18 protein-coding genes and 1 tRNA gene are annotated in these 17416 nt (G+C 60.3%); 11 read left to right on the top strand and 8 right to left on the bottom strand.

Annotation, left to right across the window (positions count from 1 at the left end; translation table 11 throughout):
- Positions 1 to 84 precede the first annotated feature (84 nt).
- Both ACR0NJ_RS18000 and ACR0NJ_RS18005 read right to left on the bottom strand, forming a co-directional pair.
- Complete coding sequence (locus tag ACR0NJ_RS18000; protein ID WP_480818482.1) at positions 85 to 516, bottom strand: DUF5681 domain-containing protein; 432 nt, start codon at positions 514 to 516, stop codon at positions 85 to 87.
- Complete coding sequence (locus tag ACR0NJ_RS18005) at positions 509 to 1903, bottom strand: site-specific DNA-methyltransferase (RefSeq protein ID WP_480818483.1); 1395 nt, start codon at positions 1901 to 1903, stop codon at positions 509 to 511. Before ACR0NJ_RS18005 ends, ACR0NJ_RS18000 begins: the two co-directional genes overlap by 8 nt.
- A gap of 464 nt (positions 1904 to 2367) precedes the next feature.
- On the opposite strand from ACR0NJ_RS18005, the gene ACR0NJ_RS18010 reads away from it, so the two are divergent.
- From ACR0NJ_RS18010 to ACR0NJ_RS18020, 3 genes are read left to right on the top strand one after another with little or no spacing between them, the layout of a single operon-like run.
- Positions 2368 to 2598 (top strand): DUF3489 domain-containing protein, encoded by a 231-nt coding sequence (locus ACR0NJ_RS18010; RefSeq protein ID WP_480818484.1) that lies wholly within the window; start codon positions 2368 to 2370, stop codon positions 2596 to 2598.
- Positions 2595 to 3011 carry a DUF2924 domain-containing protein gene (locus tag ACR0NJ_RS18015; RefSeq protein ID WP_480818485.1) on the top strand — a complete coding sequence of 139 codons (417 nt, stop codon included), beginning with the start codon at positions 2595 to 2597 and terminating at the stop codon, positions 3009 to 3011. Before ACR0NJ_RS18010 ends, ACR0NJ_RS18015 begins: the two co-directional genes overlap by 4 nt.
- A complete protein-coding gene (locus ACR0NJ_RS18020; RefSeq protein WP_480818486.1) occupies positions 3008 to 4711 on the top strand; it encodes a recombinase family protein in 1704 nt (567 codons plus the stop codon). The genes ACR0NJ_RS18015 and ACR0NJ_RS18020 overlap by 4 nt, the downstream gene beginning before the upstream one ends.
- 351 nt (positions 4712 to 5062) lie before the next feature.
- On the opposite strand, the gene ACR0NJ_RS18025 is transcribed toward ACR0NJ_RS18020, so the two are convergent.
- A tRNA-Ser gene (locus tag ACR0NJ_RS18025) sits at positions 5063 to 5152 on the bottom strand.
- A gap of 203 nt (positions 5153 to 5355) precedes the next feature.
- Here ACR0NJ_RS18025 and ACR0NJ_RS18030 point away from each other — a divergent pair.
- From ACR0NJ_RS18030 to ACR0NJ_RS18065, 8 genes are all read left to right on the top strand, one after another.
- Positions 5356 to 6675, top strand: a complete 1320-nt coding sequence (locus ACR0NJ_RS18030) for an SPOR domain-containing protein (RefSeq protein ID WP_480818487.1) — start codon at positions 5356 to 5358, stop codon at positions 6673 to 6675.
- A 16-nt stretch (positions 6676 to 6691) separates the two neighbouring features.
- Complete coding sequence (locus ACR0NJ_RS18035) at positions 6692 to 7852, top strand: D-alanyl-D-alanine carboxypeptidase family protein (protein ID WP_480818488.1); 1161 nt, start codon at positions 6692 to 6694, stop codon at positions 7850 to 7852.
- Entirely contained in the window at positions 7849 to 8475 is a 627-nt protein-coding gene (gene tmk / locus ACR0NJ_RS18040) for a dTMP kinase (protein WP_480818489.1), read from the top strand. The genes ACR0NJ_RS18035 and tmk overlap by 4 nt, the downstream gene beginning before the upstream one ends.
- A gap of 3 nt (positions 8476 to 8478) precedes the next feature.
- Positions 8479 to 9600, top strand: a complete 1122-nt coding sequence (locus tag ACR0NJ_RS18045; RefSeq protein ID WP_480818490.1) for a DNA polymerase III subunit delta' — start codon at positions 8479 to 8481, stop codon at positions 9598 to 9600.
- On the top strand, positions 9597 to 10403 hold the full coding sequence (locus ACR0NJ_RS18050; RefSeq protein WP_480818491.1) for a TatD family hydrolase: 807 nt from the start codon (positions 9597 to 9599) through the stop codon (positions 10401 to 10403). The genes ACR0NJ_RS18045 and ACR0NJ_RS18050 overlap by 4 nt, the downstream gene beginning before the upstream one ends.
- A complete protein-coding gene (locus ACR0NJ_RS18055; protein WP_480818492.1) occupies positions 10400 to 11197 on the top strand; it encodes an MBL fold metallo-hydrolase in 798 nt (265 codons plus the stop codon). The genes ACR0NJ_RS18050 and ACR0NJ_RS18055 overlap by 4 nt, the downstream gene beginning before the upstream one ends.
- Positions 11198 to 11251: 54 nt before the next feature.
- A complete protein-coding gene (locus ACR0NJ_RS18060; RefSeq protein ID WP_480818493.1) occupies positions 11252 to 12184 on the top strand; it encodes an AEC family transporter in 933 nt (310 codons plus the stop codon).
- Between the two features lie 62 nt (positions 12185 to 12246).
- Positions 12247 to 12954, top strand: coding sequence for a CbiX/SirB N-terminal domain-containing protein (locus tag ACR0NJ_RS18065; RefSeq protein WP_480818494.1), 708 nt, complete (start codon positions 12247 to 12249; stop codon positions 12952 to 12954).
- 43 nt (positions 12955 to 12997) lie between these two features.
- Here the strand turns inward: ACR0NJ_RS18065 and ACR0NJ_RS18070 are convergent, their stop codons facing one another.
- From ACR0NJ_RS18070 to ACR0NJ_RS18090, 5 genes are all read right to left on the bottom strand, one after another.
- A complete protein-coding gene (locus tag ACR0NJ_RS18070) occupies positions 12998 to 13984 on the bottom strand; it encodes a GGDEF domain-containing protein (RefSeq protein ID WP_480818495.1) in 987 nt (328 codons plus the stop codon).
- Positions 13981 to 14568 carry a heme NO-binding domain-containing protein gene (locus tag ACR0NJ_RS18075; protein WP_480818496.1) on the bottom strand — a complete coding sequence of 196 codons (588 nt, stop codon included), beginning with the start codon at positions 14566 to 14568 and terminating at the stop codon, positions 13981 to 13983. Before ACR0NJ_RS18075 ends, ACR0NJ_RS18070 begins: the two co-directional genes overlap by 4 nt.
- Positions 14569 to 14660: 92 nt before the next feature.
- Complete coding sequence (locus ACR0NJ_RS18080; RefSeq protein ID WP_480818497.1) at positions 14661 to 16220, bottom strand: trimethylamine methyltransferase family protein; 1560 nt, start codon at positions 16218 to 16220, stop codon at positions 14661 to 14663.
- Positions 16221 to 16340: 120 nt separating this feature from the next.
- Positions 16341 to 17033: an HAD family hydrolase gene (locus tag ACR0NJ_RS18085; protein ID WP_480818498.1), complete on the bottom strand. Its 693-nt coding sequence runs from the start codon at positions 17031 to 17033 to the stop codon at positions 16341 to 16343.
- 25 nt (positions 17034 to 17058) lie between these two features.
- Positions 17059 to 17343 carry a DUF3572 domain-containing protein gene (locus tag ACR0NJ_RS18090; RefSeq protein ID WP_480818499.1) on the bottom strand — a complete coding sequence of 95 codons (285 nt, stop codon included), beginning with the start codon at positions 17341 to 17343 and terminating at the stop codon, positions 17059 to 17061.
- Between the last annotated feature and the right edge of the window lie 73 nt (positions 17344 to 17416).

The following is a 17416-nucleotide window of genomic DNA, read 5'->3' on the forward strand; positions in this document are numbered from 1 at the left end:
TGCAGCGTGCCAAACACACGCCACACGAAGGGAAAGAAATTGTCCCGGCAAACCTCGCGCGCGGCATGCAGAACCATTTTGGGATCAGGAGCTGACATCATTGGCCTCCTCATCTTCCGGACCGCCGTCACCATCCGGGTGACTGGAAAAGAAATCACGGAGGATGTCGTAGTCCACAGCGTCCGGCTCAAACGCACGGACGCTTTCTTGCGCGTCCAATTCACTTGTGTTGAACAGATCTGTGTCCAGCTTCAGCAGCGCCATCAACAATTTCGTGTCGCCCTTCAACGCGCCTGCCGCGAGCCGCTTGGCAATTGCCTCCGCCTTGGAAATCCGGATTTCGTGGTTGCCTTCGCGGACGGTGATCTTGGCTTCCAGTTCGCGTTTCAAGCTAGCATTCACGCCTTTAGCACCTTTCGGCCGACCTTTCGGATTGCCAGATCGGCCTTTCTTGAATTGGGTCGCTTTGGGCGGTTTGCCGTAACCAACCTCGTAGTCTTTCGTATCGTCAGACATGATCCACCTCCTGTTCTGAAGTGGTATCGTTGGCAGCAGAACGCGCATCGAACGTCTGGCCTGTCGCCGAATGCACGGCGCTCTCACCGGTCATCTCCTGCCAGCGGCGGATGGCGACATCGACGTAAACAGGGTCGAGCTCAATGAGCCGCGCCCGGCGCCCGGCTTTCTCAGCTGCCAGCAAAGTCGCGCCGGACCCGCCAAAAGCGTCCAGCACGACATCGCCGCGATGGCTCACATCCATGATGGCATCTGCAACCAGGGCTGTAGGCTTCACCGTGGGATGATCAGCGAGATCCGCCTCACGCCCTGCCCCAAAGCTGTTCACACCGGTGTAATCCCAGACATTGGTCCGGTTGCGACCATGCTTTCCCAGTTCGACATTGTTGATATGCGGCGCACCGGGCTTCTTGAAGATGCAAACCAGCTCGTGCTTGGAACGATAAAGGCTGCCCATGCCTCCGTTCGTCTTGTTCCAGACGCAGAGATTGATGAGATCAAGGCCTCCTGCCTTGCCCGCCGCAATCAGTTCTTCAATGTGACGCCAGTCCATGCAGATCATCGCAATGCCCCCGTCGGGCAAGCAGTCAAACAGCCGGTTGTTCACATCCGAGAGAAAGCCACGGAACTCGCTGTCCGACATTTCTCCCGACGCCATGGCAAATTCGCGATGATCGCCGCCGATGCCGCAACGGACATGCCCATTGACCGGTACGTTATAAGGCGGATCTGTGAACACCATCTGCGGGCTCTCGCCTTTCAACAAGGTGTCGTAGCTCTGGGCTTGCAGGGCATCCCCGCAGAAGATGCGATGATCTCCAAGAACCCAGAGGTCACCCGTCTCCGTGATTACGGGTGCCGCAGGGTTCGGCGTCTCAACAGATTCCGCTTCAGTCTCCGAGGCCTCGCCAGTGCCGTCGATGATGATGTCGATTTCCGGTGTTTCGAACCCGGTGATGTCCAGATCAAAGTCCAGCTCGCCATCAAGGCTGAGATCCATCAGCTCGGCAAATTCGATCTGCAGGGCCGCCTCATTCCAGTCGGACAATTCTGCCAGCTTGTTATCCGCAATACGCAGAGCGCGCACTTCCGCGTCTGACAAGTGATCCGCGACAACAGTCGGCACGGACATCAACCCCAGGGCCTTGGCGGCTTCATAGCGGCCATGACCCGCAATGATCGTGCCCGAACCATCCAACAGGATCGGGGTGACAAAGCCAAACTTGGCCACCGATGCTTTGAGCTTGTCTATATTCTTGGCCGCGTGCACGCGGTTGTTGTTGGCGTAGGGCTTGATCTGGCTGATCTGAGATTGGACGACTTTGTCCGCCATCCAGATCGGCGTGTTGGACGCCTTGGCGTCGCTGTGTGTTTTTTTGGCAGACATAGCCGCCTCCTTTCGTTTGACGCTCGCTAGCGTCGACAAGAAAGGATCGTGCTGGGAATTCGGAGAGAGCACGACTAGCAACTCTCCGGACCAATCGATCCGGTTCGTTGCCCCTTCGAATGCTCTCGGTCTTATCCGCTTCAAAGAATGCGGCGCCGAATGCTGCCTGGGAGATGTATTCATCTCCCCGTGGGACCTTGTCCCTTGCAGGGCTGGCTAGAATTTATGCACGGGTTTCTGCAATTGCAACTCCTAAAACCAAAAGTAACCAATTAAGATTGTTGACGAATAATCGGTAGTACGGCAGCAACGCCCTGCAATACACACTCCTCTTGGGATTGCTCCAGAAAGAGCTGGACTGTTGCTGTGAACCACGCATCACTGATCCCACGCCCGAGCCATTCGGGCGCTCCTCGGTACCAGGGTTCGGCATCTCGCTGACCCAAGATCAGAGGAGACAGTTCATGTCCAAGCCAAAGCAAACCAAAATTGACAAGGTGCAAGCTTTGTTGGGTCGCCCGAGTGGCGCCAGCATTGAGGCGCTCTGCAAAGCAACGGCGTGGCAACCTCATTCGGTCCGAGCAGCTATCAGCGGTCTGCGAAAAAAAGGCGACACAATCGAACGGCGCGAATCCGACAAGCCACATGGATCTTCCACGTATCACCTCACAGCAAATAAGGACGGCGAGTCATGACGAAGACAAGCGACGTCGCCGATCTGGCTGCCATGGGTCGATCAGATCTGGTCAAGCTTTGGCAGCAACTGTTTGATCAACCCGTCCCCACCATGCTCAGCCAACCCTTCCTTCGCCGTTTCATTGCCTTTGAGATGCAATCCCGCCGTCATGGCGGGCTGTCTCGACAGGTCAAAGCCACACTGGGAAAGGGTTCTGAGAAGAAACCCCGGCCTGCCTGCCCTGCCCTAAAACCCGGCGGGCGCCTTTTGCGCGAGTGGAATGGCGTGACCCATGTTGTCGACGTGACAGGGGACGGCTTCACTTGGAACGGTCGGTCCTATCGCTCGCTCTCCGCCATCGCCCGAGAGATTACCGGCGCGCACTGGTCGGGGCCGCGTTTCTTTGGGCTCACCGGCAAGGCGACCAAATGAGCCCGCGCCGCAAAATCCGATGCGCCATCTACACGCGCAAGTCCTCAGAGGATGGACTGGACCAGGACTTCAATTCACTGGATGCGCAATATGAAGCCTGCGCGGCCTATGTCGCCAGCCAGCGACACGAAGGTTGGACCCTATTGCCAGAGCGCTACGATGATGGCGGACTGTCCGGCGGCACACTCGAACGCCCCGCCCTGCAACGCTTGCTTGAAGAGATTGATGCCGGGCGCATCGACATGGTCGTGGTCTACAAGATTGACCGGCTGACCCGATCGCTCGCCGACTTCTCCAAGCTGGTCGAACGGCTGGAACAGGCGGATTGTTCTTTTGTGTCCGTCACACAGGCCTTCAACACCTCCTCATCCATGGGTCGATTGACCCTGAATGTGCTGTTGTCCTTTGCTCAGTTTGAACGGGAAGTCACCGCCGAGCGTATTCGCGACAAAATCGCGGCGTCGAAGAAGAAGGGGCTTTGGATGGGTGGTAACCTGCCTATGGGCTATGATCGCCACCCCGATCCGAAGGCAAGAACGCTGGTGGTGAATGAGGAGGAGGCCAGAACGGTCCGGCATCTCTTTGGGCTCTATGACGAGCTGGGTTGTCTGCGCAAAGTAGAAGAACGGGCGACGGCAGAAGACCTGCGGTCAAAACGGGCTGTTCGGGCGGATGGCAGCATGAAGGGGGATTGTCCGCTGTCACACGGTCAGATCTATTACCTGCTGCGCAACCCGGTCTATCTCGGCAAAATCCGCCACAAAGATAAGATCTGGGACGGACAACACCCTGAGATCATCGACAAAGACATCTGGGATCGGGTGCAGGAAAAAATGCGCGAAGCGTCGCAGCGATCCCGTGCAAACCTTTCGCCCGATGCGCGCCAACGCACCAACGACCCCGGCGCCTGGCTCACTGGTCTGCTGCAGGACGAAACAGGTGATCGGTTGACGCCAACCCACACCACGCGCACAAGCCGACGTTTGCGGTACTATGTATCCAACAGACTGATCTCCGGCGGCAAGGATACCTCCGGCTGGCGACTGCCCGGCCCGGCGCTGGAAAACGTGGTCATTGATGTCATAGTCAGACATCTGCAAGACGCCGCCGCCGCGCATCAGGTACTGGCGCAGCCGGAGGCCGGGTCAGCGGAGGCAGTTCAGACTTCAGTTGCGGATTTGGTGAACAGGCTCCAAGGCCAAGGCGGTCAAGTCGGCGTTGATATTCTGGCCAAAGGCAAAGTTGCACCAGGTCAGATCGACCTCGAATTGAACCCCAAAACTCTGGCAAGCGCAGTTGACATCGCGGTCGGTCAACTGCACCCGGATCTCACCCACGTCACCGCATCTTTCGATCTGCGACGCCGCGGCGTTGAGGCCAAGGTCATCGCTGGAGACATGGCACCCCAACCCGATCCCCACCTCAGGTCCATGCTGATCCGCGCCTATGGCTGGGCGCGCGATCTGAAAGCCGGAGTTCGGCTAATGGAAATTGCACGCCGCGAAAACGTCCCCGGCGCCTTCATCCGCACCCGCGCCCAGCTCGCCTTTCTCTCCCCGAAGATTCAGGCTGCGATTCTCGACGGCACACAGCCGCCCGAACTCACACTCAAGCGTCTGGTCAGCGTGACTCACCCTCTAGACTGGTCCGAACAGGAGCGCCTGTTCGGCTTCCGACATCTCCAAGTCCTGCGTCCCTGATACAAGGCTCGCGCTCCCTGATCCGTCGGCACAATTCCCTGTTCCTGCGAGAAAATTCCCTGTTCCACTGTTTAGGGAATTTGCAACCTAAGCTATTGGAAAAAATAGAGTTGTGACATCTGAAATCCCGGGTTGCAGACTTGTTTTGCAGAAATTCCCTGTAAATTGCCGGGTATCAGGGAAATCTCGCCCAAAGCGACCCCGCCAAAATGCGGCACTGAGACTTGGGCCTGAATTGCGCTCTTAGTGTACGGTCTGCTTCGTCTCTGATTGAAAGCGCATGCGCCAACTCGCGGGAATTGCGGCACAATTCCGGGTCAGAAAACACAACTGAAATGAGACAGGTATGAGTGGCGGGGAGACAGGGATTCGAACCCTGGGGACGCTCTCACGCCCAACGGTTTTCAAGACCGCCGCATTCGACCACTCTGCCACCTCCCCGTCGAAGGCAGGGTCTAAGGCCAAGTTCGGACAGAGGCAAGTCGAAATCGGGAAATCTTGCCGAAGGCCGCGCGGCAGTCTTTCCATGGCCCCGCAGCCGCGTTATGATCACGAAATAAGACCGTATCAGGCTGGCATGCAGAACCAGTCGACTGGCGGCGGGGCTCGGGAAACGCAGCCCCTTCAGGCAAGGGATGACACGAATGAAGCGAGCGACTGAGACAGGCGCAAACCCGCGAGGACTGGCTATTCTCGCCGTCACCCTGACGGTGTTGTCGGGGTGTAATGAAGCCCTTCTATCACAAAGCGATACCGAGGCCCCCGACGCGGCGGAAGACAGCAGTAAGACCGAGCTTTTACCCAGCGTCTCCAAAGCTTCACAACGCGATGTTGAAGCGCCCGAGGTGTTTGAGGTGTCCGAAGCCGGGCTTTGGGACGGGCGGCCCTCGCTTGGCGGTATCTGGGTGGCGCATCCCGATGTAGATCAGCCTGAACGTGTGGTGATCAAGAACGCGGCGAATGACAAAACTGTAGTCGGTGCGCTTTTCCGGCGCGAACGGAACCTGCCCGGACCCGCGCTGCAGGTCTCATCCGCCGCTGCCGAACAGCTTGGCATGCTGGCAGGCGCGCCGGCCAAGATTCAGGTTGTCGCCTTGCGCCGGGAGACTATTGAGGAAACTCCTCCCCCGGCAGAAGACGTCGTGGCCGAAAGTACTGAAGCCGAAGACGTGACGGATGAGGCCTCCGAAGTGGCCGAAACCGAAACCGAGCAGCCCGCAAAACGGAAATGGTGGCAGAAGAAGGAACCTGCAGTGGCGGCAGCCGCTGTTGCGACTGGAGCGGCAGTCGCGGCGTCTGATGAGACTCCGGCGGAGCCTGACAAAAACGCCACGGAAACGGCAAGTGCCGGCACTGATACCTCTGCCGAGGAAACGCAGGAAGCTCAGGAAACGGAAACAGCCGACAAGCCCGCCAAGCGCAAGTGGTGGCAAAAGAAAGAGCCCGCCACTACGGCAGCCGCTGGTGCAGCTGCGGCAGCCACCGCTGCGACTGTTGAAACCGCCGAAGCCGCGACCGAAGTGGCCAGCGCGGCGGCAACCCCTGCCCTGACCGATGCGCCGGTTGTAGCGCCAGCCGAGAAACCGGCGAAACGCAAATGGTGGCAGAAGAAAGACCCAAACGAGATCACCGAAACGCCGCTTGATCCAATCGAAGGTGCCGCCGCCGCAATTGAGGCGTCGGAACCGACGCCTGTGGCCGCAGCCGCTGCTCCGGCGGCGACATCTTCGCTGTCCAAACCCTATGTGCAGATCGGGACCTTCGGCGTCGAAGTGAATGCAAACAGCGCGGCTGAAAAGGTGCGCAGAAACGGAATGGCCGCCGAGGTGCGCGAATTGAAGACCGAGGAAAAGACCGTCTGGCGCGTTCTGGTCGGACCTGCCACAAACCGGGCCGAACGTCGGGCCATTCAGAGCGATGTGAAAGACCTGGGCTTTTCCGACGCGTTCACCGTGTCCAACTGAAATTAGGAGGCGACCTATGCTGTCCTCATTGCGAAACTCTGTTCTGTCGCTGGCCCTGCTGGCCGTGCCTGCGCACGCGTTCGACACCTCGGCCCGTGCGGCTTATGTGATGGACCAAACGACCGGCACGGTGCTGCTGTCCAAGGACGCCGATCAGCCTCTGCCGCCAGCTTCGATGTCCAAACTCATGACGCTTTACGTGGCGTTCGAGGCGCTGCGGGACGGACGGCTGACGCTCAGTGAGACGCTACCGGTATCGCAACACGCCATGAGCTATGGCGGCTCGACCATGTTCCTGAACACGCAGGACCGCGTGACGGTCGAGGATTTGCTGCGCGGGATCATCGTGCTGTCGGGCAACGATGCCTGTGTAGTGATTGCCGAAGCGCTCAGCCCCGATGGAACCGAGGCCGGGTTCGCACGTTATATGACCCAGCGCGCCCAGCAGATTGGCATGAACGACTCGAACTTCGCCAATTCCAACGGCTGGCCAGCCGCAGGGCACATGATGTCGGTGCATGATCTGGCCGTTCTGGCGGACCGGTTGATCACCGATTTCCCGGAATACTATCCGTTGTTCGCGGAAGAAGAGTTTGAATTTGACGGCCGCGCGCCCTCTAACAAGCGCAACAGGAACCCGCTGCTGAAACTCGATATCGGCGCGGATGGCCTGAAAACCGGGCACACGCAAGAGGCCGGGTATGGCCTTGTGGGCTCGGCCAAACAGGGCGACCGGCGGGTGATCTTTGTGCTCTCGGGCCTCGACAGCACCGGTCAGCGCGCAGAGGAGGCTGAGGCCGTGGTTAACTGGTCGTTTCGAAATTTTGTCGAGAGGACAGTTGCCAACGCGGAAACGCCGATAGCCGAAGCCAAGCTTTGGATGGGTGAGAAAAGCACTGTTGGTCTGGTCCCCGAGGGCGACCTTTCCGTGCTGTTCCCGGTTCTAGGCACGCAGAACGTCGAGGCCGAAGTGGTCTACGAAGGCCCCATCAACGCGCCCGTGGCAAAGGGCCAGCAACTGGCCGAACTGGTGATTAAACCCGAAGGTTTGCCGGAAATCCGCCGTCCTCTGGTGGCGGCTGAAGATGTGGCCCTGGGCGGCTTTCTGGTAAGGATGATGACCGTGGGCGGGATCGTTCTGAAAGACGTGATCAACACACCGCTGGAGTCGATGTGACGAGCCCGGGGTTGTTTCTGACCTTCGAAGGCATTGACGGTTCAGGAAAATCCACTCAGGCGCGGATGCTGGCGCAGCATCTGCGTGAGGCGGGTTGCGAGGTCGTCTTGACCCGCGAACCGGGCGGTTCAGCCGGGGCCGAGGAAATCCGCAGGCTAGTATTGGAAGGCGATCCGGATCGCTGGTCGGCAGAAACCGAAATACTGCTTTTCACCGCCGCCCGTCGCGACCATCTGGAACGCACGATCGAACCCGCGCTGGCCGCCGGAAAGGTCGTGATCTGCGACCGCTTTGCCGACAGCACCCGCATGTATCAAGGCCTTTCGCGTGGCGACCTACGCGGCGTGGTGGACCAGTTGCACAGCCTGATGATCAGGCGCGAGCCGGATATCACTCTGCTGATCGACATGGACCCCGATACCGGCCTGTCCCGCGCCAAGGGTCGGCAGGGCACCGAGGAACGGTTCGAGGATTTTGGCCCTACCCTGCAAAAGAACATGCGGGCGGGTTTTCTGGCGCTGGCCGAGGAGTTTTCGGACCGGTTCCGTGTAATCGACGGCAACCGGGACATGGACAGCGTCGCCCGGGATGTGACAGATATCGTCATGGCAGCCCTGCGATAGAAGATGAGCGACGACACCCCAACCCCGGATCAGGCCCCCGGCGCACCGCACCCGCGCGAAACCGCTCGTTTGTTCGGGCAGGACGCGGCAGAGCAAGCGTTTCTAGCCGCTTTCAACTCGGATCGGCTGCACCACGGCTGGCTGCTGACGGGGCCGCGCGGGGTTGGCAAGGCGACCTTAGCCTGGCGGATCGCGCGGTTTCTGCTGGCAACGCCCCCGGCGGATGATAGCGGGTTGTTCGGTGCGCCTCCGCCCCCTGAAACGCTGGATATTGATCCCGAACTACCCGTCTCGCACCGCATTCTGGCGGGCGCGGAACCGGGACTGGCAGCAATTACCCGCTCGGTGAACGATCAGGGCCGATTGCGGAATGAGATCGTGGTCGACGACATCCGCAAGCTGGGCAAGTTCTTCGGCCTGTCCTCTGCCGATGGCGGTCGCCGTGTGGTGATCGTGGATGCGGCGGATGAGATGAATGTCAGCGCCGCCAACGCCCTGCTAAAAATGCTGGAAGAACCCCCTGCGCGCACCACTCTGTTGCTGGTGTCGCACCAGCCCTCACGGCTGCTGCCGACGATCCGATCGCGTTGCCGCACCCTGCGCTTGTCCCCGCTTGGGGCTGAGGACATGCAGGCGGCGCTTAGCCAGACCGGGGCCGACCTGCCCGATCAGACGGGCCATCTAGCCGCCCTCTCTGCCGGATCAGTGGGCGACGCGGTGCGGCTGATCAATCTGGGCGGGTTGCAGATTTACGCGGAACTCATCGCCATTCTGGGCACCCTTCCCCGCATGGATCGCCAACGCGCATTGGCCTTGGCCGAAGCCGCCGCCCAGCGCGGCGCGGCGGAACGGTTCGACCTTTTGCTGACCCTGATCGACGTGGCCCTGTCTCGGTTGGCGCTGACCGGGGCGACGGGGGCAACCCCAACGCCCGAAGCAGCCCCGAACGAGGTGGAGACGCTAACGCGCCTGTCCGCTTCACCCCATCAGGCCCGCCGCTGGGCCGAGATCGCGGCGACGATCACAGCCCGCGCGCGCCATGGTCAGGCGGTGAACCTTGACCCTGCCGCTTTGGTCCTAGATACGGTGTTCAAGATACAGGAAACCGCCGGTCAGAGCAGATGAGCGACACCCCCCAGATCACCGACAGCCATTGCCATCTGGATTTCCCCGATTTCGACGGGCAACTGGACCAGATCATCGCCAACGCCGCCGAGGCTGGCGTCACCCGCATGGTCACGATCTGCACCCGCCTACGCAACGAACCCGCCGTTCGTGCCATCGCCGAGGCCCACGCACCCGTCTTCTACGCCGCTGGCACCCACCCGATGAGCGCCGCTGATGAGCCGCTGACAACGGTGGGTGAACTAGTTGCTCTGTCACAGCATCCGAAATTCGTCGGCATCGGCGAAAGCGGGCTGGATTACCACTACACCGCCGAAAGTGCCGAAGTTCAGAAGCAATCCCTGCGCATCCATATCGAAGCGGCTCAGCATACCGGCCTGCCCCTGATCATCCACGCCCGTGCCGCCGATGACGACATGGTCCGCATCCTGACCGAGGAATACCGCAACGCGCCATATTCCTGCGTGATGCATTGCTTTTCGTCTTCAGCCGAATTGGCCGAAGCGGCCCTGGACCTTGGTTTTTACCTGTCCATGTCCGGCATCGCCGCTTTCCCCAAAAGTCAGGAACTGCGGGACATCTTCGCCAGCGCCCCGGTGGACCGCATCCTCGTCGAAACGGATGCACCGTATCTGGCCCCCCCACCCTATCGCGGCAAACGAAACGAACCCGCTTATACCGCCCACACCGCCCGCAAAGGGGCCGAGGTGTTCGGCATGGACTACGCCGCCTTCGCCGCCCAAACGCAATCCAACTTCGAGCGGCTGTTCTCGAAAGCGGCCCAGTACAAGGCCGCTGCATGACCCAATTGCGTTGCACCATTCTGGGCTGCGGATCATCCGGCGGCGTTCCCCGTTTGGGCGGGCAATGGGGCGCATGCGATCCAGATAACCCACGAAATATTCGCCGCCGCTGCTCGATGCTGGTGGAACGGGACGGGCCCGAGGGCACAACTTCGGTCCTGATCGACACCTCGCCGGATATGCGCAGCCAGTTGCTGGATGCGGGCACCGGGCGGTTGGATGGGGTCGTCTACACCCACTCGCACGCAGACCACGTGCACGGCATCGACGACTTGCGCATGATCGTCTTCAACATGAAGACGCGCGTTCCGGTTTGGGCCGATGGCGACACCCAAAACGCGTTGCTGGGGCGGTTCGGATATGCGTTCATCCAGCCCGAGGGCTCACCCTATCCGCCGATTCTTGACCTTAAATCCATCGACGGCCCCTTCGAAGTGGACGGCCCCGGCGGCCCGATCCCGTTTCACCCGTTCAAGGTCAATCACGGCTCGATTGACTCACTGGGGTTCCGTTTGGGAAAACTCGCCTATCTGCCTGATGTCGCTGAGATTTACGACGACGCCTGGCCCGAGATGGAGGGGCTGGATTGCCTGATCATCGATGCCCTGCGTCGTGCCCCGCACCCTACCCACGCACATCTGGAAAAGACCCTTGGCTGGATCGAGAAACTGCGCCCTCAACGCGCCGTTCTGACCAACATGCATATCGACCTCGACTATGCCACGGTCGAGGCCGAGACCCCCGACGACATCACCCCCGCCTATGATGGCATGGTGATCCACCAGGCGCTGTAAAGTCCTGACCCGCGCCTACCGGATATCGTCAGCGGCCCAGCTAGCGGGGGCGGTATGCTTCAGAACCTGATCAATGTTATTCTGCCGGTTTTTCTGGTGATCGGTGCCGGCTATGCGGCCACACGTTCCGGCTATTTCAAGGAAGAGCATGTCGACGGGCTGATGAAGTTCACGCAGGGCTTTGCCATTCCCTGCCTTCTGTTTCTGGCGATTGCGCATCTGGACCTCAGCGCAAGTTTCGACCCCCGGCTGCTAGCCAGTTTCTACTCGGCGGCGGCCTTATGTTTCACGGCTGGCCTGTTCGGCGCGCGCATCATCTTTGGCCGCGATTGGGAGGATTGTGTCGCGATCGGCTTCTGCTGCCTGTTCTCGAATTCGGTCCTGCTGGGCCTTCCAATTACTGAGCGCGCCTACGGCCCCGAAAACCTGACCGGCAACTATGCGATTATCGCCTTCCATTCGCCCTTCTGCTACGGCGTCGGGATCACGGTGATGGAGATCATCCGCAACCGGGGCCACAGCGGCGCACACATGGCCCGGTCGGTCCTGTCGGCCATGTTCAAGAACGCGCTGATCCTTGGCATCGGGCTGGGTTTTCTGGTCAACCTGTCCGGTCTGACCATCCCCGCCGTTGTGGATGAGGCGCTGGGGCTGGTGACCCGCGCGGCGCTGCCCGGGGCGCTGTTTGCGCTTGGGGGCGTTCTGGTCAAATACAAACCCGAAGGCGATCTGCGCACCATCGCCTATGTTTGCGGCATCTCGCTGATGCTGCATCCCAGTCTTGTCTGGCTGTTTGGCAAATCCGTTGGCTTGCCGCAGGACCTGTTCCGCTCGGGCGTGCTAAATGCAGCGATGGCACCGGGGTTCAACGCCTATATCTTCGCCTCTATGTATGGTCGGGCCAAGCGTGTTGCCGCCTCATCCGTCCTGATCGGGACCGCTGCTTCGATACTGACCGTCTGGCTCTGGCTGACCTTTCTGGGTTAATCACGGTTTGACTTTCGTGTCCGGCGACACATCATTCGCGCACTCAGACAGGAGACCCGCGCATGCCGCATGCACTTATCGTCGCTCATGGCCAGCCGTCGGACCCGGCCCCGGCCGAGGCGGCGCTTGCGTCCTTCGCGGCCAAGGTCGATGCACTGGCCGAGCCGGTTTCCGTACATTCGGCAACTCTGGCCGCCCCCGGCGCGCTTGAGGCGCAAATGGACAAACTGCCCGAAGGCACCGTGATTTACCCCCTGTTCATGGCCAAAGGATGGTTTGTGACCAGCGCGTTGCCAAAACGGATCGGGGACCGTGATCTGCGCATCCTGGACCCGCTAGGCATCGACCCGGACTTGCCGCGGCTGGCTGCGGATGCTGTGCGTGACACAGTGGCGGGGCTGAGATGGGATGCAACCCTGACCGATCTGGTGATCGCAGCGCACGGGTCTGGCCGCAGTCGAAACCCCTCGGCCGTGGCCACCAAATTCGCCACCCGCTTGGGTCAACTGCTTACCCTCAATTCCATTCGGGTGGGGTTTGTCGAAGAACCGCCGTCGATCGCTGATGCCGCGACCGGTGTAGGAAAGAACGCCCTCTGCCTGCCCTTCTTTGCATGTACGGGAGGCCACGTTCTGGACGATGTCCCAGAGGAACTGGACCGAGCGCAGTTCAAAGGCCATGTGATGCCTGTCGTAGGGGAATTGCCACCGATACAAATCCGGATTGCCGAAACGCTGCGCCTGGCCTTTGCCGAAGACGCGTCCCCCTGACAATGGCACCAGTTCCGTTTCGCCCGTGGCAACGTAACCAATGTCATGCGCTGGACAGAGTCGAATGCAGCCGGTGAAGTGATCGCCCATCTCGCTTGGCCTGATACAACGCCTGATCGGCCGCCTTCAACATCCCTGCAGCGTCCGGCTGCTTGAACTGGGTGGACAGCGCCATTCCGATGCTGGCGGAAATCCGGCAGGACTCACCCTGAAAAACAACAGGTTCCTGCAGGCGCGTGATGATACGGTCCGCAATCGCGGCGAGCACAGACTCATCGTTCAAACCTTTGAAGAAAATCACAAACTCATCGCCACCTACCCGCGCCACCATGTCGTCGCCGCGCGTTTCCTCGACCATGATCCGGGCGGCGTTCTGCAGAACGAAATCACCAGCGGCGTGGCCTAATCGGTCGTTCACGGATTTGAAGAAATCCAGATCCAGATTCATGAGCGCAAAACGCGTATTTGCCGAGATCAAATGCCCCAGCATGTGATCCATGGCACGGCGGTTCTTTATCCCCGTCAAAGTGTCGGTATACGCCTGTTCTTCCGCGGCGAGCATCGCGCCCTGCAGGCGCAGGTTCAGAGATCGCGACGCCTCCATCGCAGCGGATTTCGCTTCGACTAGATAGAGCAGCTCAACCGCCAAGTCGGTGCCCGAGAAATCGGCGCTGGTCAGCGCGTAGTCGCGCACCGCGTCCAGTATCGAAATCCCGAACGACAGGTTGATCACCGCGCCGCGCCCATCGGGCAGCGGTGCAACTAACCCCTTAAGCGCCGTGCGCGGTTCATCAAGAAATTTCAGGTGCACCCGCGCCCCAGCCATGGACATGAGCGCGGGGAGTGTTGTCACCGCACGGGGACGTATCAGTTCAAACACATCCAGAAAGCTTCGCCCGATCAGCGCGGTGTCGGGCCGCAGTTTCTGCAGGGTTGGTCCGACCTGCCGGATATGGCCACCGTCATCCACCAGCGCGAACATCGGGCAAAGCGTTTCCAGCAAACCGGCAAGGTCATCCGATTTCATCATCCGTTCCGCGCCCCCAGATCGAAATGACGCCCCTCGGCAAAGGCGCTTTCGACAAGCATGACCGAGATCACCTCGGCCTCGCCCTCAACCCCGTCATGCGACAGCACCACCAGCGCGCCGTAATCGTCCGCCATGGCCCGAAGCACGCCAACCATGACGCTGGAATAGCCCGGCAAACCGGGAAAACAGTGCAGCTGATATTCCGCAGCGCTCAGTTCCCGCAGCTCCAATGCGGGCAAGGCAAGGTCCGAGACCGCCAACCTCACCCGGTCCGCCAGATCATCCAGCGAGTGCAGAAACTCTACATAGGTCACCCCGCCAAAGCGCAGAAGGCGGCGCAGCGCTTCGGTGTTCGGATGCGACACAAGGTACGTGCCGAGATCCTCGAGAATCTCCGCCTGCGGGCGTTTCAGATCGTCACTCAGCGCTGTCAGAACGCGGGCCGATACCGCGTCGTCATAAACCAGCATGGCCTCAAATTCGGTAAAGCCCAGACCTGCAGCCTCGGTCACGCGCTGCCAGCACGGGCGCCCGTGGGTTGCGCATACAAATGATTGTAGCGCCCGATTGATCAGACCATACATCAGCTACCCCGGATTGCTTACGCCCCCAATCTGGCCCGACAATCCTTAACAAATAGACAAGCTCTACACGGATAGGTGGAGTTTTTCGCGGGTCAGAAATCCGTAGGCGCGCCGCCTTCGGCTTTGCGCCGTTCCACGAAGTCCGCAAGTTCATCGCGGATGGCGGCATCCATCGGCGGGGCCTCGAAGCTGGTGATGATCTCTTTGAACATGTGATGGGCCCGCTCTGCCGTCCAGATACCTCCGGCGGCATCCCATCCCTCGTAATTCTTCCAGTCGCTGAGGAATGGTTGATAAAACGCGGTGGTATAGCGATCCTGCGTGTGCTGGATACCAAAGAAATGGCCGTCATTGCCGACTGAGCGAATGGCATCCAACGCGATTTCATCCGGGCCGGTCGCGGTCAATTCGGGGTTCATATACCGCTGAATTTGCTGCAGGATTTCACAATCCATGATGAACTTCTCGGGGCTGGCGATCAGCCCGCCCTCCAACCAGCCAGCGGCGTGGTAGACAACATTCGTCCCCGACTGCACCGCTGCCCAAAGCGAGTTCGACGTCTCCCAAATCGACTGCCCATCCGGCACGTTCGCGGCACACACGCCCGAGGATCGCATCGGCAGGCCGTAATATCGCGCCATCTGGCCGGTCATTTGAGTCGAGCGTATGTATTCCGGTGTCCCGAACGCGGGCGCGCCGCTTTTCATATCCACATTCGAGGTGAACGTCCCGATCACGCACGGCGTACCCGGACGCACGTATTGGAACAGGGCAATCGCGCACAAGGCCTCGGCCAAGGACTGCGCCACCGCGCCCGCCATCGTCACGGGGGCCATGGCACCGGCCAGCGTGAACGGCGTTACCACCACCGCCTGCCCGCGCCGCGCCAAACGCAGACAGCCGTCGATCATTGGATGGTCATGCTTCAGCGGTGAGGTCGAGTTGATGTTGGTGTACATCCGCGGCGTTGCCTCGAATTCCTCATGGCTCAGGCCGCCTGCGATGCGCACCATCTCCATCACGTCTTCGACGCGTTCCTTGCCCAGCGAATAGGCGTGCATCACCTTGTCGGTCAGGGTCAGCTTGTCATAGAGCACGTCCAGATGCCGGATACTGGCATGGAGGTCCACCGGCTCGACCGGATAGCCGCCTGCGAAGTGGATGCAGTTGAAGTATTGCGTCAGTTTCAGCAGATTCCGACACATCTCACGATTGCCGGGTACTTTGGTACCGATCTCCATGTCCCAATAATTCGGCGGGGACGAGACATTACCGAACAGCAGGTTTTTACCGCCGATCTCGATCTTATGGGCCGGGTTTCGGGGCGTGATGGAGAATTGGCTGGGCGCTTTGGCCACCATCTCCATCACGAAATCGCGGCCCATACGGACGTTGTCGCCGTTTATGGTGCACCCGGCTTCGCGCAGGATTCCGATGGCCTCTTCATTGTAGAACTCGATGCCGATCTCTTCGAGGATGCGCATCGCACCATCATGGATCGCCTCGATCCCCGCCTGATCCAGCGGCTCGGTAGGACGGTCGATATTGACCGGCGGATTCCACGGCATCTGATCAATGACGGCGCTGCCCCGGCGCGCGGCGGCCCCGGCACGCCCGCCGCCACGACGTTTGCGAGTTGTGGTGTCGGCCATCCTCACCTCCTGCTTTTGCTGTCTTTCAAGCAAGCCCCGAAGCGGGGCAGCAGGCCGCTCTGTCTGCGACAGGTTGTGTCGGTTTTCTAACCTGACTCGCCGATTTTCAGTCCAGGAGGGTCAGTTTTTCGCCAACCACGCCGGAATATGCCCGATATCGGGAAGCACAACGTCGGCCATCGGGGCCAGTGCTTCGGCCTTGGCCATGCCGGTTAACACCCCGATCGTAGTCATCCCGGCGGCCCGCCCGGCCTGCAAGTCGTGCAAACTGTCGCCGACCATGGCGATTCGGGCCGGGTCGACGCCGATATGGGTTGCAAAGGCCAGCAACTGGCCCGGCCCGGGCTTGAAGCCGTGGCCGCTGTCATATCCGGCGATGAAATCGAAATGCTCTTTGATCCCCGCCGATTCCAGATGCTGCATAGCGGGGTGTTCACTGTCATTCGTCGCCACGCCCAGCCTGATCCCCGATTTCTTGAGCGCTTCCAGAAACGGCCCCAACGGAACAGCGGGTGCCTGCGGAGCGGCGGCGGCCTCGTGGTTCATCAGGTCGATCAGTTCAGCACGGTCTATCCCATTAAGATGCGGAAGCAGCGCCTCGGCGATTTCCTCAACCGTTCCGGCGATCACGACGCTGTCGGGCGAATAGTGCTCGCGCTCAAAGTCGAAACCGATGACCTGCCCCAACTCGGCTGCGCGCGCCCGGTCATTACCCGACAGGCGCAGCAGCATGGTGCGCCCGAACGTGCCCCAGGTGTCGGCAAAGTCAAACAGCGTACCGTCCTTGTCGAACAAAATCGCTTCGATGGGCATGAGAGGGCTCCTGCGGTAGTAATAGTCAGGTCCAGTGGACATCCGCGCCGCCCGACAGAACCGCCCGCGCCTGCGCAGGCTGGTCATAGGCGACCGCGTTGGCGTCACAAAACGCCATGACCCACGAATCGTCAAGCATCAGGAAATCCAGTACCGAGGCCATGAATTCCGGTTCAGCCGCCCGGTCGCGAAGCTCGTTTGCGGCCACCCCCGTCGAGCCCAGAAAAACAGGTAGAAGTTCCTCATTTGCCACCAGCCAGCCCAGCGCTTTCAGGGCCAGCGTTTGCGCGGAATCATCGGAGATGGACATTAATTTTTCCCGGACAGCAGGCTTGGAAAGGGTTTGTTAACCAGACTCATAAACACTTTGTTCACGCATGCAA

This window comes from Ruegeria sp. F11 (assembly GCF_056533855.1).

Bases quoted from the DNA above. Each gene is read 5' to 3' on its own strand.
- ACR0NJ_RS18000 (WP_480818482.1), bottom strand. From the start codon at position 516: ATGTCTGACGATACGAAAGACTACGAGGTTGGTTACGGCAAACCGCCC.
- ACR0NJ_RS18005 (WP_480818483.1), bottom strand. From the start codon at position 1,903: ATGTCTGCCAAAAAAACACACAGCGACGCCAAGGCGTCCAACACGCCG.
- ACR0NJ_RS18010 (WP_480818484.1), top strand. From the start codon at position 2,368: ATGTCCAAGCCAAAGCAAACCAAAATTGACAAGGTGCAAGCTTTGTTG.
- ACR0NJ_RS18015 (WP_480818485.1), top strand. From the start codon at position 2,595: ATGACGAAGACAAGCGACGTCGCCGATCTGGCTGCCATGGGTCGATCA.
- ACR0NJ_RS18020 (WP_480818486.1), top strand. From the start codon at position 3,008: ATGAGCCCGCGCCGCAAAATCCGATGCGCCATCTACACGCGCAAGTCC.
- ACR0NJ_RS18030 (WP_480818487.1), top strand. From the start codon at position 5,356: ATGAAGCGAGCGACTGAGACAGGCGCAAACCCGCGAGGACTGGCTATT.
- ACR0NJ_RS18035 (WP_480818488.1), top strand. From the start codon at position 6,692: ATGCTGTCCTCATTGCGAAACTCTGTTCTGTCGCTGGCCCTGCTGGCC.
- ACR0NJ_RS18045 (WP_480818490.1), top strand. From the start codon at position 8,479: ATGAGCGACGACACCCCAACCCCGGATCAGGCCCCCGGCGCACCGCAC.
- ACR0NJ_RS18050 (WP_480818491.1), top strand. From the start codon at position 9,597: ATGAGCGACACCCCCCAGATCACCGACAGCCATTGCCATCTGGATTTC.
- ACR0NJ_RS18055 (WP_480818492.1), top strand. From the start codon at position 10,400: ATGACCCAATTGCGTTGCACCATTCTGGGCTGCGGATCATCCGGCGGC.
- ACR0NJ_RS18060 (WP_480818493.1), top strand. From the start codon at position 11,252: ATGCTTCAGAACCTGATCAATGTTATTCTGCCGGTTTTTCTGGTGATC.
- ACR0NJ_RS18065 (WP_480818494.1), top strand. From the start codon at position 12,247: ATGCCGCATGCACTTATCGTCGCTCATGGCCAGCCGTCGGACCCGGCC.
- ACR0NJ_RS18070 (WP_480818495.1), bottom strand. From the start codon at position 13,984: ATGATGAAATCGGATGACCTTGCCGGTTTGCTGGAAACGCTTTGCCCG.
- ACR0NJ_RS18075 (WP_480818496.1), bottom strand. From the start codon at position 14,568: ATGTATGGTCTGATCAATCGGGCGCTACAATCATTTGTATGCGCAACC.
- ACR0NJ_RS18080 (WP_480818497.1), bottom strand. From the start codon at position 16,220: ATGGCCGACACCACAACTCGCAAACGTCGTGGCGGCGGGCGTGCCGGG.
- ACR0NJ_RS18085 (WP_480818498.1), bottom strand. From the start codon at position 17,033: ATGCCCATCGAAGCGATTTTGTTCGACAAGGACGGTACGCTGTTTGAC.
- ACR0NJ_RS18090 (WP_480818499.1), bottom strand. From the start codon at position 17,343: ATGTCCATCTCCGATGATTCCGCGCAAACGCTGGCCCTGAAAGCGCTG.